At 62.3% G+C, this 16,561-nt stretch carries 14 protein-coding genes; 8 read left to right on the top strand and 6 right to left on the bottom strand.

Annotated elements, in window-relative coordinates:
* Positions 1 to 162 precede the first annotated feature (162 nt).
* The 8 genes from ACFO0A_RS08930 to mazG all read left to right on the top strand — a co-directional run bounded on the left by ACFO0A_RS08930 (position 163) and on the right by mazG (position 8,129).
* Positions 163 to 1,152 carry a lytic murein transglycosylase gene (locus ACFO0A_RS08930; protein WP_379538662.1) on the top strand — a complete coding sequence of 330 codons (990 nt, stop codon included), beginning with the start codon at positions 163 to 165 and terminating at the stop codon, positions 1,150 to 1,152.
* Positions 1,149 to 2,327 (top strand): D-alanyl-D-alanine carboxypeptidase family protein, encoded by a 1,179-nt coding sequence (locus ACFO0A_RS08925; RefSeq protein WP_379538661.1) that lies wholly within the window; start codon positions 1,149 to 1,151, stop codon positions 2,325 to 2,327. Before ACFO0A_RS08930 ends, ACFO0A_RS08925 begins: the two co-directional genes overlap by 4 nt.
* Positions 2,324 to 2,974 (top strand): dTMP kinase, encoded by a 651-nt coding sequence (tmk, locus tag ACFO0A_RS08920; RefSeq protein ID WP_379538660.1) that lies wholly within the window; start codon positions 2,324 to 2,326, stop codon positions 2,972 to 2,974. Before ACFO0A_RS08925 ends, tmk begins: the two co-directional genes overlap by 4 nt.
* Positions 2,971 to 3,936 carry a DNA polymerase III subunit delta' gene (locus ACFO0A_RS08915; RefSeq protein WP_379538659.1) on the top strand — a complete coding sequence of 322 codons (966 nt, stop codon included), beginning with the start codon at positions 2,971 to 2,973 and terminating at the stop codon, positions 3,934 to 3,936. Before tmk ends, ACFO0A_RS08915 begins: the two co-directional genes overlap by 4 nt.
* A gap of 42 nt (positions 3,937 to 3,978) precedes the next feature.
* The gene (gene metG / locus ACFO0A_RS08910) at positions 3,979 to 5,514 is read left to right on the top strand and encodes a methionine--tRNA ligase (RefSeq protein WP_379538658.1); all 1,536 of its coding nucleotides are present in this window, start codon (positions 3,979 to 3,981) and stop codon (positions 5,512 to 5,514) included.
* Positions 5,514 to 6,302 carry a TatD family hydrolase gene (locus ACFO0A_RS08905; RefSeq protein WP_379538657.1) on the top strand — a complete coding sequence of 263 codons (789 nt, stop codon included), beginning with the start codon at positions 5,514 to 5,516 and terminating at the stop codon, positions 6,300 to 6,302. The genes metG and ACFO0A_RS08905 overlap by 1 nt, the downstream gene beginning before the upstream one ends.
* On the top strand, positions 6,299 to 7,066 hold the full coding sequence (locus ACFO0A_RS08900) for an MBL fold metallo-hydrolase (protein ID WP_379538656.1): 768 nt from the start codon (positions 6,299 to 6,301) through the stop codon (positions 7,064 to 7,066). The genes ACFO0A_RS08905 and ACFO0A_RS08900 overlap by 4 nt, the downstream gene beginning before the upstream one ends.
* A 301-nt stretch (positions 7,067 to 7,367) precedes the next feature.
* The gene (gene mazG, locus ACFO0A_RS08895; protein WP_379538655.1) at positions 7,368 to 8,129 is read left to right on the top strand and encodes a nucleoside triphosphate pyrophosphohydrolase; all 762 of its coding nucleotides are present in this window, start codon (positions 7,368 to 7,370) and stop codon (positions 8,127 to 8,129) included.
* A 6-nt stretch (positions 8,130 to 8,135) separates the two neighbouring features.
* On the opposite strand, the gene hflX is transcribed toward mazG, so the two are convergent.
* The 6 genes from hflX to ACFO0A_RS08865 all read right to left on the bottom strand — a co-directional run bounded on the left by hflX (position 8,136) and on the right by ACFO0A_RS08865 (position 16,548).
* Entirely contained in the window at positions 8,136 to 9,512 is a 1,377-nt protein-coding gene (hflX, locus tag ACFO0A_RS08890; RefSeq protein WP_379538654.1) for a GTPase HflX, read from the bottom strand.
* Entirely contained in the window at positions 9,485 to 10,075 is a 591-nt protein-coding gene (gene hfq / locus ACFO0A_RS08885) for an RNA chaperone Hfq (protein WP_379539635.1), read from the bottom strand. The genes hflX and hfq overlap by 28 nt, the downstream gene beginning before the upstream one ends.
* 162 nt (positions 10,076 to 10,237) lie before the next feature.
* On the bottom strand, positions 10,238 to 11,623 hold the full coding sequence (gene ntrX / locus ACFO0A_RS08880; protein WP_379538653.1) for a nitrogen assimilation response regulator NtrX: 1,386 nt from the start codon (positions 11,621 to 11,623) through the stop codon (positions 10,238 to 10,240).
* A gap of 25 nt (positions 11,624 to 11,648) precedes the next feature.
* Positions 11,649 to 13,892: a sensor histidine kinase gene (locus tag ACFO0A_RS08875; protein ID WP_379538652.1), complete on the bottom strand. Its 2,244-nt coding sequence runs from the start codon at positions 13,890 to 13,892 to the stop codon at positions 11,649 to 11,651.
* Between the two features lie 86 nt (positions 13,893 to 13,978).
* A complete protein-coding gene (locus tag ACFO0A_RS08870) occupies positions 13,979 to 15,424 on the bottom strand; it encodes a sigma-54-dependent transcriptional regulator (RefSeq protein ID WP_379538651.1) in 1,446 nt (481 codons plus the stop codon).
* On the bottom strand, positions 15,421 to 16,548 hold the full coding sequence (locus tag ACFO0A_RS08865) for a two-component system sensor histidine kinase NtrB (RefSeq protein WP_379538650.1): 1,128 nt from the start codon (positions 16,546 to 16,548) through the stop codon (positions 15,421 to 15,423). Before ACFO0A_RS08865 ends, ACFO0A_RS08870 begins: the two co-directional genes overlap by 4 nt.
* Positions 16,549 to 16,561: the final 13 nt, after the last annotated feature.

The following is a 16,561-nucleotide window of genomic DNA, read 5'->3' as shown; positions in this document are numbered from 1 at the left end:
CACCTGCCGTATGCCAGGGGCGTCGCGGCGCGATCGATCTGCAAATGCCTGGGAAAAGGGATTCCCTAGAACGAAACTCCGTGCGACAGTTGGCGGATGCCTAATTTCGCGCCGCTGCGGCGACTTGCCCGACCGATCCTGGCGCTTTTTGCCGCAGGGCTGATGTCCGCGCCCGCAAGCGCGCAATTCTCCGACGAGGCAAGCGGGTTCAACGCTTACCTTCAATTGCTCGCCGCACGCGCTCGCAGCGAGGGAGTGAGCGAGAGGACGATAGCGCTCACGACTTTGGGACTGACCTTCAATCCGCGGGTCATAAGCCTCGACCGCTCGCAGCCCGGGGGCGGCCCGACCGGCAATACCTTTACTCCGTTCGAGCCCTACTTGCGCTCCCACGTCGATTCGGCGCGGATCAGTGCGGGGCAGCGGCAGTTCGCCGCGGCCGCTAGCCAAGCTTATTCAATCGAACGTAAATATGGCGTGCCGGCCAAGATCCTGTTTGCGATCTGGGGGCACGAAACCAACTACGGCACCTATACCGGCGATTTCGATCTGGCGCGCTCGCTGGCGACGCTCGCTTACGAAGGTCGTCGGCGTGACCTGTTCGCCGAGGAATTCATCGCCCTGATGAAAATGATTGATCGCGGCGTGCCGCGTTCGCGGCTTCAGGGCAGCTGGGCTGGCGCCTTCGGCAATCCACAGTTTCTGCCATCGATCTACCTTCGCGTCGCAGCCGATGGCGATGGCGATGGCTTTCCCGACATCTGGTCAAGCCGCGCTGACACGCTCGCGTCGATTGCCAACTACCTGCGCGACGCTGGGTGGCGACCGGGGCAACCCTGGGGGATGGCGGTGAACGTCCCGGCATCGCTTGACCGGGCGTCGCTCGGCTCCACGCTCGCTTCGCCGCGTTGTCCCCAGGTCCATGCCCGGCACAGTGAGTGGAAATCGATGGCGGAATGGCGGGCGCTCGGGATCGCACCGCAGAGGGGCGTTTGGGCCGCGGACAATGTCATGGCCACGCTCCTCGAGCCGGACGGCCCCGGACGGACTGCATATCTCCTGACCGGCAATTACCGCGTCATCCTCGATTATAACTGCTCGAACTATTACGCCTTGTCCGTGGGGCTACTGGCCGACGCCATCGCATCGTGAACGGGCCATCAAGGATCGCTTTGGGCACACTCGGCAATGCAGGCCTGTTCCTGCTTGCTCTCGCCGCCCAACCTGCTGCCGCCGGCGCGCAGCCCGCTCAAGCCGAACAGGTGAGAGCGCCAATCGCTTTGCTTAGCGACCTTGGGTCCGGCCGCGTCCTGATCGCGCGCGATGTCCATCGCCGCTTCATGCCCGCCTCCCTGACGAAGATCATGACGGCCTACGTTGCGTTCGAATTGATGCAGGAGGGCAAACTCCAGCCCGGGCAGCGCTTTGTCGTCTCGGATGATGCCTTCCGGAAATGGGCGAACGTGGGATCGACCATGTTCCTCTCCCGAGGGTCGACGCCGACCGTGGATGAGCTACTCGGCGGAATCATGACCGTCTCGGCCAACGATGGCTGCATCGTCCTGGCTGAGGGGATAGACGGATCGACCGCAAGGTTCGTCTCACGAATGAATGCCACCGCACGCAAGCTGGGCATGAAGGACAGCCATTTCGGCTCGCCCAACGGATGGCCGGACCAGGGCGCGACATATACGACGGCGGCCGACCTTGCGACTTTGGCAGCCGCTATGATGCGCCGTCATCCCTTACTCTATCGGCACTATGTCGGCCACCAGTCGATGACCTACAACGGCATCACTCAACCGAACCACGTCCCTCTTTTCGGGGTCGTAGTCGGGGCCGATGGACTGAAGACAGGATTTACAAACGAATCCGGCTACGGGCTTGTGGGGTCGGCTTTGCGCAACGGCCGCCGCCTTCTCGTGGTCGTCGCAGGGTCGGACACCCCCCGGCAACGCAAGGACGAAGCGCGCGATCTGCTCGAATGGGGTTTCGCACGATGGAGTGACGCAAGCGTCGCCCCGGCCGACAAGGTGATCGGTTCTGCTCGTGTGCAGGGCGGCGCAGCGCGTAGTGTCGACCTCGTCGCACCCCAGAGCTATTTCCTCACAGTTCGCCGGGGCGAGCCACTGGATCACACGTTGGCAATCCGTTACAGCGGGCCTCTTTCCGCACCCATCGGCAAAGGCCAACCCATCGCCGACCTCGTGATTCGCGCACCCGGACAGCCGCCTCATCTATTCCCCCTGGTCGCCGCGGTCGATGTGCCCGTTGCAGGCTTCTGGGCGCGGCTGCGGGACGGGCTGCTGGGGCTCATCGGGCTGTGAGCGACCATGAGGCTGCGCGTGGGCGCTTCATCGTTTTCGAGGGCGGGGAGGGCGTGGGCAAATCCACCCAGGCTCGCCTTCTTGCCAACGCCCTGCGCGCAACCGGGCTAGCAGTCGACCTGACACGCGAGCCCGGCGGAACTCCGGGGGCCGAGGCCATTCGCGCGCTGCTGCTCGATGCCGGAGGGTCCGATTGGGGACCAAGGGCCGAAGCACTGCTCTTCGCGGCGGCACGGTCGGATCACGTCGAAAAGCTCATAATGCCTGCCCTGGAAACGGGGCGCTGGGTCGTATGCGACCGGTTCATCGACAGCAGCCGTGCATACCAGGGCGCGGCCGGAGGGATGTGCGATGACGACATCCTTGCGCTGCACCGCATCGGCAGCGCCGGCTTGTTGCCCGATCTCACGATCGTCTTGCGACTTGAGCCACAAGCAACGCAAACCCGTCTTCGCGCGCGTGACGGAGACGCTAGCGATCGTATCGGCGGTCGCGCGCCAGAATATCATGCAGCGGTCGCCTCGGCTTTTGAGGGGTTCGCCGCGGCCGAGCCCGCCCGCTTCGTGATTGTCGAGGCGAGCGGTGAGGCGGAGGAAGTCCATGGGCGGGTGATGATAGCGCTGAAACGCTTTGAGCACGGCCGATGACACGCCTCAGAGGACACGAGGATGCCTGGGCAACCTGGCGCGGCGCAATGCGGGGCGGACGCATGCACCACGCGTGGATCCTGGCTGGGCGTCGCGGGCTCGGCAAAGCGCAGTTTGCCTATCGCGCCGCATCTGAGCTCGTGGCTGAGGACGGCCACGAACAATTACCCGCAACAGGGCATCCCGACATTCTTGGCCTCACGCCGCTCGCGGCCACCGAGGATGAAGAGAAAAAGCGCCTCGAAGGAAAAGCATTCCTGGCCAAGCGCAACATCTCCGTCGAGCAAATCCGGCAAATGCAGCGCCGGTTGACCACGCGGCCCACAATGGGTGCGCGCCGGGCCATCGTGATCGATGCGGCGGACGACCTGGAAAAGAGCGCGTTCAATGCCTTGCTCAAAAGCCTTGAGGAACCTCCGCAAGGTACCTTCTTCCTGTTGATCGCGCATCAGGCCGGACGACTGCCGGCGACGATCCGCTCGCGATGCCGAATCCTTCGCTTTGCCGATCTTCCAGACGAGCTGATCGACGGTATTCTCGTCGAAGCGGCTCCTGACAGTTCAAATGAAGAACGACGCGCAGCGCGGATGGCGGCAAACGGATCTCCGGGTGCCGCCTTGGCGTTCCTCGACCGCGGATTGGGCAACGTACAACATCTCTTCGAGCGACTGGCGGGGGAGGGTGACGCTGACCTTGCACTTCGTGGGCAGTTGGCAGGCGAGATTGGCCCCCGTCCCGATCGCGAGAAGATTGCGGCAGTTCTGGAGGCCGCGCGCATGGTCCTGGTTCGTGCGCTGCCTGATGCCGAACCGGGCCGGCAGCGGCGGATCGTCGCCGCGCATGGCAAGGTTTCAACGCTTATCGGCCAGGCGCCGGTGTATAATTTCGATCCCGGCATTCTGATGCTTGAAATTGGCGGGTTGCTGGCGTCGACCGCTGATCCTAGAGATGCGGCGCATTAGCGCCGGAAACCGGCCGCAACGGAAAAGAACAGAACCCGGCCGATGGCGGACCCCTATTACATAACCACTGCAATCAGTTACCCCAACGGCCCGCCCCACATTGGCCACGCATATGAGGCGATCGCGGCTGACGTCGTGGCGCGATTCCAGCGACTGCGCGGGCGCGACGTCCGTTTCCAGACGGGCACCGACGAGCATGGTCTAAAGATGTTTCAGAAGGCACGTGAGCTCGGCGTGGAGCCGGCAGCGCTTGCCGAAGAAATGTCATCCTATTTCATCAGGATGTGCGACGCCCTGAATGTATCGTATGACAATTTTCAGCGGACCTCCGACCCAAGGCATCATGTTGCCAGCCAGGCACTGTGGCAGGCGATGGCGGCGAACGGCGATCTCTATCTCGATCGCTATGAAGGCTGGTACTCGGTCCGCGACGAGGCATACTACGACGATAGCGAACTGAGCGAAGGGGAGGGCGGGGAACGACTTTCTCCACAAGGCACGCCGGTTGAGTGGACGGTCGAGGAAAGCTGGTTCTTCCGCCTGTCGCGCTATCAGGAACCGCTGCTCGAGCTCTATCGCAACAATCCGGGGTTTCTGCGCCCGGAAAGCCGGCGCAACGAAATGACCGCGTTTGTAGAAGCCGGACTGCGCGACCTCTCAGTATCGCGGACGAGCTTCGACTGGGGCGTGCAAGTGCCCGGATGGCCCGAACATGTGATGTACGTCTGGATCGATGCGCTCACCAACTATCTGACGGGCCTCGGGTACCCTGAGAAGACCCCGGAAATGGCGCGCTACTGGCCGGTCGACGTTCATCTGATCGGCAAGGATATCGTGCGCTTTCATGCCGTTTACTGGCCGGCCTTCCTGATGAGCGCCGGAATCGCGCTCCCCCGCCAGGTATTCGGTCACGGATTCCTGCTGAATCGCGGACAGAAGGAATCCAAGTCGCTCGGAAATGTGACCGATCCGCTGGCTCTCGCCGAGCGCTTCGGCGTCGATACACTTCGTTATTTCCTCATGCGCGAGGTCGTGTTCGGTCAGGACGGAAGCTACTCCCCCGAAGCGATCGTCGCCCGGGCCAACGCCGAACTTGCCAACAGCTTCGGCAATCTCGTCCAGCGCGTATTGTCATTCATCGCGAAGCAGTGCGGCGGCGTTCTGTCGCCATCCCCCGCGCCGCTGGATGGCGACCTCGAACTGGCTCACAAAGTTCGCACTGCCTGTGCGACGGAACTTCCCGACGCGTTCGAACGCCTTGCGTTCTCTGTGGGAATGGACGCGTGGATGCAGGCGGTATTCGCCTGCAACCAGTACGTTGATGAACAGGCGCCTTGGGCTCTGCGGAAAACCGATCCGGAACGGATGGAGCGCGTGCTCACGACTTTGTGCGGCTGTATCCGCGACCTCGCCATCGCTATTGCGCCGGTCGTCCCCGTAGCTAGTTCCCGCATTCTCGACATGCTCGATGTACCGGTAGATCAGCGCACCTATGCGGATCTCGAACGCGACCTCGCAAGATTTCGCGTCGTCGATCCCGCGCCTGTCTTTCCGCGTCTGGATCTGGACCAGTCCTGATGCTTGTCGATTCGCATTGTCACCTTAATTACAAGGGTTTGGTCGACAAACAGCAAGAAGTGCTCGAACGCGCACGCGCGGCGGGCGTTGGCGGATTTCTCAACATCTCGACACGCCAATCCGAGTGGGGCGCAGTGGTCGCGACCGCCGAGCGCCAGCCCGACGTTTGGGCGAGCGTGGGCATTCATCCTCACGAAGCGGACGAGCACGCCGACCTTGGTGCCGGCGCCCTGATCGCTGCCGCCGGGCACCCGCGCGTGGTGGGGATTGGCGAGACCGGACTGGATTATTACTACGATCATTCCGATCGTGAGGCTCAGCGCGCGTTGTTCCGAGTTCACATCGATGTCGCACGCCAGACAGGCCTGCCGCTGATTGTCCACACCCGCGATGCAGAGCACGACACTGCATCGATCATCGCGGAAGAGATGGAGAAGGGCGCTTTTCCGGCCCTCATCCACTGTTTTACGGCGTCGGCGGATTTCGCCGCACGGATGCTCGTCCTTGGCCTGACTATCTCGATTTCAGGAATAGTGACGTTTAAGAACGCCCGCGACTTGCAGGAAGTCGCGCGCAAATTGCCGGCTGACCGGCTTCTGGTCGAAACGGATTCACCCTTCCTGGCGCCTGTGCCTTATCGCGGCAAGACATGTGAGCCCGCATTCGTTGCCGATACAGCTCGCTTCCTCGCAGCCTTGCGCGACACCTCGTTCGATCGCCTGGCGCAGGAAACGACTGCGAATTTTAGAAGGTTGTTTTCCAGAATTCCGGAAACAACCGCGGCATGAAGTTGGTCATGCTCGGCTCCGGAACGTCAACCGGCGTCCCCCGGATCGGAAACGACTGGGGCCTGTGCGATCCGGATGAACCTCGCAATCGGCGTACGCGGGTTTCGATAGTGCTGGAAAGCGCCGCAGGGACCCGCTTGCTCGTCGATACATCGACCGACTTGCGCCAACAGCTTCTTTCGAACCGTATCTCGCAGATCGACGCAGTGTTCTGGACTCATGACCATGCGGACCATTGCCATGGCATTGACGACCTGCGTCCACTCCGCATGGCGCGCACCGCTGCAATTCCGGGATATGCGGCAGACGAGACGGTTCGGCGACTGAGGCAAAGGTTCGGATACGTCTTTGCCGGCCAGCATGGCTATCCCACGATTGTCGCGCTCGACACTCTCGATCGCCTGCGGATCTGCGCTGGGTTTGGAGTCTTGACCTGCCAGATGCCTCACGGACCGGCACAGAGCACGGGTTATCGGTTTGAATGCGACGGTTTTTCCGTAGGTTACGCCACTGACTTCAGCGCAATTACGGACGGCATGGTTGCACTCTTTGCAGACGTTGATCTTCTTGTCGTAGACGCTCTGCGGCGCGAACCGCACCCGACACATGCCCATTTAGGCATGGCGCTTGAACTCATTGAACGATCCAGCGCCAGGCGCGCAGTTCTGACGCATCTGGACAAGAGCATGGATTTTGCGACGCTTGTGCGCGAGTTACCGTCCAATACCGAGCCGGGTTACGACGGGCTGGAGATCACGCTTTGAATCAGATGACGGCAATTGCCTTGGTCGGTCTCTTGATGGCTGCGGTCGTTGTGGGCGCAAACTTTCGTTCGACGCGCGTTCGGGGCGTCACTGGGTCGAGGCGGCTCGCGATCATTCTCATTTGGGTTGCTTTGATTTGCGTGACGGCGTTCGCTTTTACACGATCCGGCTGGCGGTAGTTCTTACCGCAACCCATCGTGTATTTAACATAATATATATTATCAGTTTGCCAAGGTGGGCTTAGGCACCTCCTCAAGCCCTGCGCGGGGGACCCCAGATGCAACCGCATGATAGTAAGCCCATGACCCGGCTCCTCGCAATCATGGCCCGGCTACGCGATCCACAGACAGGCTGCGAATGGGATCGCGTGCAGGACTTTTCAACGATCGCCCCATACACGATCGAGGAAGCTTATGAGGTTGCTGATGCCATTCAGCGGCAAGACATGGCAGACCTCAAGGACGAGCTTGGCGACTTGCTCCTCCAGGTCGTTTTTCATGCACGCATGGCTGAGGAAGCCGGCCTGTTCGACTTCGCCGATGTCGCGACGTCGATCTCTACGAAGCTCGAAACCCGTCATCCGCATATTTTCGCCGACGGAACTCAGGACAGCCGACCGCAGAGCGACCGCTGGGAGGACCTGAAAGCTGCCGAACGACTAGCTCGCGGCGCTGGCGGTGCTCTCGATGGTGTAGCACTCGCCTTGCCTGCGCTCCTTCGCGCAGAGAAGCTGCAGCGACGCGCTGCCCGACAAGGCTTTGACTGGCCGGATATCCAAGGCCCAACGGAAAAAGTTCAGGAAGAACTCGAGGAGCTTGCCGCTGCGGCAACGCCCGAGGAACGGGTTGAAGAAGCCGGCGATCTCCTCTTTGCCGTGGTCAACCTGGTCCGCAAAAACGGCGTCAGTGCAGAAGAAGCGCTGCGAGCGGCCAATTCCAAGTTCGAGCGTCGCTTCAAAGCGATGGAGGATCACGCGGCGAAACAGGGCGAACCGTTCGCTGAACGCTCTCTCGACGATCAGGAAGCCCTATGGCAGGCCGTCAAGTCAGCAGAACGAGCCTGACTACGATCAGGCTGGTTCGGATTGCTGGGACCAGCGCCCGAATTCGCGGGCGGTAAGCCTCACCGTCACACGTCGCTGGGCGCCCTCCTCATCGCTCGACGGTTCGTCGGATAGCACCTCGCCATGCGCATGAAGCCAGGCCAGGCGTTGTCCGTCCGAGGCCGGGACGAGGAATTGATATCTTTTCGCCTCACCCGTCAGGATGCCTGCGATCCTCTCGAGAAGGGCATCGACCCCTTCGCCGGTCAGCGCCGAAACCGGCACGGCCGGCCGGTTGGCGGGCTGTACCGAAACAAGATCCTTTCGGACCGCAATTTCATCTCCTTCAAGCAGGTCGAGCTTGTTCCACGCCTCGATGATCGGGATTGTGCTCTCGCCCCCGCCTTCTGAGACGATGTCCAGTTCGGTGAGTACTTGTTCGACCTGCGCCTTTTGCATCGCAGTTGCCGGGTTGGCGATGTCCCTGACATGGACGATGCAATCAGCAGCGGTGACTTCCTCAAGGGTGGCGCGGAATGCCGCAACGAGCTGCGTCGGCAAATCGGATATGAACCCAACGGTGTCGGACAGGATTGCCTTGTCGACGCCGGGCAGGCGGATGGCGCGCATCGTGGGATCAAGAGTTGCGAATAGCAGGTCTTCCGCCATCACCCCGCTGCCGGTCAGCCGGTTGAACAGGGTAGACTTGCCCGCGTTGGTGTAACCCACGAGAGCCACAATAGGCCAAGGCGCGCGCTGGCGGCGTTCGCGGTGCAAGCCACGAGTGCGCCTCACCTGCTCAAGCTCACGGCGGATGCGGGCCATCCGCGTGCGGATCATCCGCCTATCCGCCTCGATCTGGGTTTCGCCGGGGCCGCCGAGGAAGCCGAAACCGCCGCGCTGACGTTCGAGGTGAGTCCAGCTGCGGACGAGCCGACCGGCCTGATAATCGAGGTGAGCGAGTTCGACCTGCAACCGACCCTCAGCGGTCGCCGCCCGTTCCCCGAAGATTTCGAGGATCAGGCCGGTTCTATCGATAACCTTGCGGCCAAGCTTTTCCTCGAGATTGCGCTGCTGGACCGCGCTGAGCGAGCCGTCGACCACAATCAGGTCGGCATCTTCCTGTGCCGCCTCCACCCGGATGCGGTCGATCTGTCCTTCCCCGAACAGCGTGGCGGGACGGACAGCGCGCACGCCGATTGCGAAGGCTGCGACAATCTCCAGCCCTATCGCGCGCGCAAGTCCCTGCGCTTCTTCGAGCCGAAGATCCACGTCGCCCCCGCTGCGGCCGCGGATATCCGGATGGACGACAACCGCCCGGGCACCCCGGGTGACTTCGCCGACAGTCTCGTCGGCACCGAACGTTGGACCGTCGCTCAGCTCGATTCGTCCTCGTTGTCCCACTCACCGGTGAGATCGACGGGCGCGGTGGGCTGAATGGTCGAGACCGCATGCTTGTAGGCGAGTTGCACGTAACCGTCTCGTTCCAGCATCGTGCAGAACAGGTCGTAGGCCGCTACCCGGCCTTGCAACATCACGCCGTTGACCAGGAACATCGTCACGGGAACTTCCGCATTGCGAATGCTGGACAAGAAAACATCCTGCAGGAGCCGTGCCTTGCGGTTGGTATCATCGCCGCTTTCGAGGAACGGCTCGAGAGCTAGCGGCTGCCCCGGCATGATCGTGGATATCGCATGCTTGTAGACCAGTTGCGACTGACCGTCCCGCCGCAGCAGGATCGAGAAATTGTCGAACCAGGTGACGATGCCCTGAAGCTTGACCCCCTTCACCAAGAACATGGTGACGGGAATCTTCCCCTTCCGCAGGTGATTCAGAAAAACGTCCTGCAGGCTTTGCTGCCTTCCGGAGGCTCCTGCCGCCTTCTTGGCAGCGGCGGGCTTCGGGCTTTCCGCTACCGGTTCCGGAGCGGGGGGTTTGGGACGAGCGCTCAAGGTCTTACCAGCCATCATTTTTCTCCGTGGCTCATTGGCGGCGCCCGGTGGGGACGCCGCGATCTGGCCCTGCACAGCGCGGACTTTTTCCGCTGCGGTTGCCGGACCGGGTTCCTGCAAGATCACCTTAATCCGCCGCTCACGCGCCGTAAACGGATTTGAGGGAGCGAGGTTCCGCTATTCGGGATCGTCGCCGTCGCGGCGCTCTACCATGCCGAGTAGCTTGAGCTTGCGGTGCAGCGCGGACCGCTCCATCCCGATGAAACTGGCGGTCTTGGAGATGTTGCCTGAGAAGCGGCGGATCTGGACTTTCAGGTATTCACGCTCGAAGTTTTCCCGCGCTTCGCGAAGGGGCACTCCCATAAGCGCCGAAGAGCCGTTTTCCGCGCCGACTTGGCTGCTGACCAGTTCGGAAGGGAGCATGTCGGCATCGATCCGGCCAAGCCGCTCCCGCGGGGCGAGGATGACGGTCCGCTCGACGACATTGCGCAATTGCCGGACGTTGCCAGGCCAGTCGTAGCTTTGCAGCGCGGCCATCGCTTCGATTGAGACACCCGGGGCGGCGACACCGTGGTCCGCGGCGTAGCGCGCGAAGAAATGATCGGCGAGCGCGGGTATGTCATCCCGCCTCTCAGCCAGCGAGGGAATCGTGACCGGAACTACGTTGAGCCGATAGAAAAGATCCTCGCGAAACCGCCGCTCGGCGATTTCCCTTTCGAGGTTCCGCGACGTTGCAGACACGACCCGCACATCGACCCGGATCTGGCGGTGCCCCCCTACCCGTACGAATGCCTGTTCCGTAAGCACGCGCAGGATCCGCGCCTGGCTCGACGCGGGCATGTCCGCCACCTCGTCGAGGAACAGCGTTCCGCCATCGGCCATTTCCAGCAGGCCGGCACGGACAAGCTTGCCCCCCTCCTCTTCCCCGAACAGTTCCTGCTCAAAGCGTTCCGGCGTGATGCGAGCCGAATTGACCGTAACGAAGGCGTTGCCCGCGCGCGGGCTCCAGCTGTGGAGAAGACGAGCCGCGACCTCCTTTCCCGACCCCGCAGGGCCAGTGATCAAGAGCCGGCTGCCGGTATTGGCAACCCGCTTCAGGGTGGCACGCACCTGATTGATCAGCGGACTATTGCCCGTGAACTCGTCAGCGATTGCGAAGTCCTGGCGCAAGCGGGCGTTTTCCCGGCGCAGGCGCTCTGTCTCGGTCGCACGCTCGACCAGCAAAAGCAGGCGTTCTGCCTCGAACGGCTTTTCGATGAAATCCATCGCGCCGCGGGCTATCGCCGAAACAGCGGTATCGATGTTTCCGTGACCGGAAAAAATGATTACGGGCAGCTCGGGCTCTCGCGCCTTGATTGCATCTAGCACTTCGAGCCCGTCCATCGGGCTGCCATGCAGCCAGACGTCGAGTAGGACGAGGCTGGGTCTGCGCTCGTCGATCGAGGCAAGCGCCGCTTCGCTGTCTCCCGCGGTTCGGCAGCTATAGCCTTCATCGCTGAGGACGCCCGAAACAAGTTCACGAATGTCTCGTTCATCGTCAACGATCAGGATGTCGAGCGCCATCAGGCAATCTCCGGTGTTGAATACGTCATTCGGCGGCCGCCCGACCGTCGCCGGCCTCGCGTTCGGCACCTTGTTGGAGCGGTGAACGAGCAAATGTCAGCGTGACTTCGGCCCCACCTTCGGGCGCGGTGGCAAAGGTCATCTCACCGCCGTGTTCCTCCACGATCTTGTTGACGATCGCGAGGCCCAGTCCGGTGCCCTTCTCGCGGGTTGTAACATATGGCTCCACGATTCTCTCGCGATCCTGGGGAAGGCCGATGCCATTGTCAGCGACCTTGACCGTCAGAGTCCGGTCACTGCCCCTGACATCGACCGAGATGCGGCCGCGATAATCCGGCTCGGCCCCGCGCTGGCGCGCCTCAATCGCTTCGACCGCGTTTTTCAGCACGTTCGTCATTGCCTGGCCGAACTGGTGGCGGTCGCATTCAATCTCCCCCGCCCCTTCCGCGCTGTAACGGAAGTCGATGCCCGGAGCGCCAACCTCTTGGAGAAACACGGCTTGGCGGACGAGGTCGCCCGCGTCTTCCGAGCGGAAGACAGGCTTGGGCAGACGGGCGAAGCTCGAAAACTCGTCCACCATCTTCCGAAGGTCGCCGACCTGCCGGATGATCGTATCGATCAGTTCGTCGAACAATTCAGGATCGAGTTGGATCTGCTTGCCGTAGCGGCGCCGCAATCGCTCGGTAGCAAGCTGGATCGGCGTAAGCGGATTCTTGATTTCGTGAGCGATGCGCCGCGCCACGTCGGACCAGGCTGCCTGCCGCTGGTCCAGGAGCTGGCGGGTAATATCTTCGAACGTGATAACGTGACCGATCGGATCCTTGGCGATCTTCACGGCCAAGGTAAGCAGTTCGCCCCCCCGATTGTACTGCACGACCCCATTGGACAACGCGGCATCGACAAGTGAGGCAAGCTGGGGTGCGAACTCGGCGAGCGGCTGACCCAGGTGAGGATAGCCATCGCGGCCAAGAAGTATCCGGATTGCGGAACTGTTGATGAGCCGAACCATGCCTTCCTCGTCGACCGAGATGATTCCGGCGCTGATCGATTCCACGACAGCCTCGATGAAGGCCCGGCGATCCTCGAGTTGGGCGTTCGCGCCAACCAGCGCCCGCGTCTGCCGGTCGATCTGTTCGGTCATCCGGTTGAACGCGCGATTCAGGAGCCCGATCTCGTCCGCGCCCGAACGATGGGGAACGCGCATGGCAAAATTCCCGCTTCCGACCGTCCGCGCCGCCGAGACGAGCTCTGCCAGCGGGGCCACTTGGCGGTCGGCAAATCGCAGCGCGAACCATACCGAAAGGGCGACAAGTGCAAGGCTGATGAACAGCAGTGCCAAGTTGAAACGAAGCTGAAGATTGCGGGCGCGCTGGGTGAGAACGTCGTAAGCCTTGAGCACGCCCTGCGCACGCTCCCATTGACTAAGCGCAAGGGCATCGGAACTGCGAGCGGCATAGAGATACACGCCCGACGCCGCGTCGATAGCTGTCGCGCCTTCGATCCGGCTGGCCGTTGCGGATACGACCACTTGCTCTCCGGCATCGAGCTTGCGCAGCGTCTCTGGGGAAATGCGCGTTCGCGAACTGTCCTTTTCAGGATCGACGATCGCTGCGGTCAGTAGCTTTCCGTCGGTAGTACGTTGAAGAATGGCGCTTTCGTTGAGCCGGCGGCTGACGACCTGGAACGAGTAACCCTCGGCAAACTCAGGGCTCGTGATCTTGGCCTGCGAAAGATAGTCACGCAGGTCTCCCGCCATGGCGACGGTCTCGTTCCCGACATCGCGAAGGTTCTGTTCATAGTAACCGCGCGCGAGCTTGTTCGCATTTTCGAGCATCCCCCGCGAATTGTCGGAGAACCAGAACTCAACGCCGGACTGGAACAGCAGCGACGCGAACAGGACTACGAGCAGCGTCGGCACGGCGGCAACGAGCGAGAAGAGCCAGACGAGCTGGACATGCAGCCGTCCCGTGCTGCCCATGATATTCCGCTGTGCGCGCCGAAGCGCTGCACGCCGCCCGACCAGCACGATGAGCGCCATTGCAGGAACAAGGGTTCCAACCAGCAGACTCGCCGCAAGGGTGGACGGGAGGAGTTGAGACTCTGCCTGGCGGGAATCGACGGCAAACCAACTGGTGATGCCCATGCCGACCAGCGAAATGCCGGCGATGACTTCCAGCCATCCGTAGATATTGCTTCGGCGAAGTGCGATGGACAGCCGTCGCCACCAGCGGGGCCATCGCTTGGGGCCCGGGAAAGTGTCGGCGGCCATCGTGGCTAATCTACAACGCTGCTGTTGCCTGTTTGCAAGCGCTAATCGTTGAATTGCGGCAGAAACGCCACATATCTAGTAATCGTCTAGTGTCGCGCAGCGAAATCTTCGGCTGAAATCGACAACTCAACAAGCCGCTTGCGCAGTGTGTTGCGATTTAGGCCCAGCAGTCGCGCCGCCTTCACCTGGTTGCCGGCCGTCGTCGTAAGGGCATGGGCAAACAGCGGGCGTTCGAACGCTGCGAGCGCGGCGTCGTAGAGGGTGCCCGCGGGAGGAGTCTCGATCGCAAGCCATCGCGCAAGTGCCGACCCGATCCCGGCATCGATCGATTGCGCATCCCTAGCTTCGGGCAGATGCCTGTCGCTACGCGGCGTACTTTGCTCGAGAAGTGCAACAACCGCGCCACGATCAACGGTTTCATCTCGCGCCAGCAAGGCCAGGCGAAAGATAAAATTTCGCAACTCGCGCACGTTCCCGCGCCAATACTGCTCCGCGAGCGTAGCGACCGCGTCCGCCGAGAGCCGGCGGCGCGGCAATCCCTCGGCGCTGGCTTGGGCCAGAAAATGACGCGCCAGAGGCTCAATATCGTCTCGCCGCTCGCGCAACGCGGGCAGTTCGACCGGCACGACGTTCAGGCGATAGAACAGATCCTCGCGAAACTGTCCTTCGGCGATCATCGGGGCAAGGTCGCGGTTGGTTGCGGCGATGATTCGCGTGTCCACGCGTATTTCGTCGCGGCCTCCAACCCTGCGTACGCTGCCCGACTGAAGAGTGCGAAGTAGTCGAGTCTGGGCCTGCATCGGCATGTCACCGATCTCGTCGAGGAACAGGGTTCCACCGCTTGCCTGCTCAAACTTTCCAATATGGCGCGCCATCGCCCCGGTAAATGCGCCTTTCTCGTGTCCGAAAAGCTCGCTCTCGATCAGCTCCGCGGGAATGGCTGCTGCATTGACCGCCACGAAGGGACCGCTTGAACGATTGCCGAGGTTATGGATCGCTTCGGCGACCAGTTCCTTCCCGGTGCCGGACTCGCCCAGGATAAGAACCGTAAGGTCGTTGCGCAGCACGCGCGTGATCATGCGATAGACGTGCTGCATCGGCGCGCTGTGCCCGACAAGCGGCAATGATGGAGGGAGATCGACTCCGCCGTCGACGATGTCGGATTCGGCAGAAAGACCTGCCGCCCGGTCCACGGCACGGACCAGTTCGTCGAGGTCGAAGGGCTTGGGGAAGTATTCGAACGCACCCGTGTCACTGGCGCGGACTGCGGTATCGAGTGTGTTACGCGCCGAAAGAATGATGATCGGCATGTCGGGCTTCAGCGCGCGGACTGACCCGAGTGTCTCGATACCGTCCCCGTCCGCGAGCACCACGTCGGTAAGCATCGCAGCGAAATCGTGATCGCGCAGAAGCCGGTCGCGTCCGGCGATGCTGTCGCTGCGGCTGACGGCAAAACCTTCAGCCTCGAGCGCGGCGGTGATCACGACGGCAATCGATGCGTCGTCCTCAACAAGCAGGATGCGGCGAGTCATTTCGCACTGGCCTCTCGTTGTGCCGGCATTGGTCGCTCGGCGGCTACTGGTAGGTGGACCCGGAAATGGGTCAAGCTCGTAGCAGCGTCGCGATCATGCGTGATCCGGCCGTTCATCTCGCGTACGAGTTTCTGGACCATGGCAAGGCCAAGGCCCTGACCGTGATCCTTGCCGGTCACGAACGGATCGAAGATGTGATCCCGCAGCGCCGGATCCACACCGGGTCCGTTGTCGCTCACGCGTAACTCGATTGGAAGCCTAACGGGAGCGCGGTCTTTGCCGCCGACAAGGCGGATCCCGCTCGCAAATCGCGTGCTCACTATCACGCGCGGATTACGGACCCCGTTGCTCGCCTCGCGCGCGTTCGTCAGCAGATTGAGAACCACCTGGACCAGCGCGTCGGCGCTAGCCAGTATCGGCGGCAGCGAAGGATCGAACTCCTCTTCGATCGACCAGCTACCGTTGCTTCCGGCAGCAATAACAGCTTGCGCGCGACGCACCGCCTCGTGGAGATTGCAGGGCGCGGAAGGTTCGGTCCCAGCGCGGCTGAGGGACTGCATGCGGTCGATAAGCTTCGCGATGCGATCGACTTCGGATGTGATCAATCCCGTCAAGGCGAGGTCATCGTCGCCGAGCTTGCGGGCTAGCAGCTGTGCCGCGCCCCGGATGCCCGCCAACGGGTTCTTGATCTCGTGTGCAAGAACCTCGGGAGCGCGCAAGGCTATGCCTTCGCCGGCGCCGGACCCAGCTCCATCACCTGTCAGGGCCTCGACCCCGATGGGCTCGTTGAGCGTCAGGAGCTGCCACCCAGGACAATGAGCGACCGGCGCAATTGCAATGTCCAACGGGCGCGTCTCGCGCCCGGCAATCCGGGTAACGACGCCGCGTGCGAGTAGCTGCGCGTCTCCCTCCCCCAACGCTTCGAGCACGCGCGGTTGATCAAGATCGAGGAGGGCACGGACAGGCCGCCCGATCAGGCGGCGGGCCCCCTGCCCCGTCAACTGCTCAGCCGCCGGATTGGCGGCTGCGATCGTCAGATCCGGTCCGACGAGCAAGACCGCCAATGGCAGGCTGGCTACGATCCGCTGGGGATCGGGTCGCCTGAAGTCGGCAAGGCCGCTCATCCGACCACCTCAG

The organism is Novosphingobium tardum (assembly GCF_042652045.1).
Classification (GTDB): Bacteria; Pseudomonadota; Alphaproteobacteria; order Sphingomonadales; family Sphingomonadaceae; genus Novosphingobium; species Novosphingobium tardum.
This window is presented reverse-complemented; position numbering and strand designations above follow the sequence as displayed.

Excerpts from the sequence above, each read along its gene's own strand:
- ACFO0A_RS08865 (WP_379538650.1), bottom strand. The coding sequence starts at position 16,548 with ATGAGCGGCCTTGCCGACTTCAGGCGACCCGATCCCCAGCGGATCGTA.
- metG (WP_379538658.1), top strand. The coding sequence starts at position 3,979 with ATGGCGGACCCCTATTACATAACCACTGCAATCAGTTACCCCAACGGC.
- ntrX (WP_379538653.1), bottom strand. The coding sequence starts at position 11,623 with ATGGCGCTCGACATCCTGATCGTTGACGATGAACGAGACATTCGTGAA.
- ACFO0A_RS08875 (WP_379538652.1), bottom strand. The coding sequence starts at position 13,892 with ATGGCCGCCGACACTTTCCCGGGCCCCAAGCGATGGCCCCGCTGGTGG.
- ACFO0A_RS08905 (WP_379538657.1), top strand. The coding sequence starts at position 5,514 with ATGCTTGTCGATTCGCATTGTCACCTTAATTACAAGGGTTTGGTCGAC.
- hfq (WP_379539635.1), bottom strand. The coding sequence starts at position 10,075 with ATGGCTGGTAAGACCTTGAGCGCTCGTCCCAAACCCCCCGCTCCGGAA.
- ACFO0A_RS08915 (WP_379538659.1), top strand. The coding sequence starts at position 2,971 with ATGACACGCCTCAGAGGACACGAGGATGCCTGGGCAACCTGGCGCGGC.
- ACFO0A_RS08870 (WP_379538651.1), bottom strand. The coding sequence starts at position 15,424 with ATGACTCGCCGCATCCTGCTTGTTGAGGACGACGCATCGATTGCCGTC.
- ACFO0A_RS08900 (WP_379538656.1), top strand. The coding sequence starts at position 6,299 with ATGAAGTTGGTCATGCTCGGCTCCGGAACGTCAACCGGCGTCCCCCGG.
- mazG (WP_379538655.1), top strand. The coding sequence starts at position 7,368 with ATGACCCGGCTCCTCGCAATCATGGCCCGGCTACGCGATCCACAGACA.
- ACFO0A_RS08930 (WP_379538662.1), top strand. The coding sequence starts at position 163 with ATGTCCGCGCCCGCAAGCGCGCAATTCTCCGACGAGGCAAGCGGGTTC.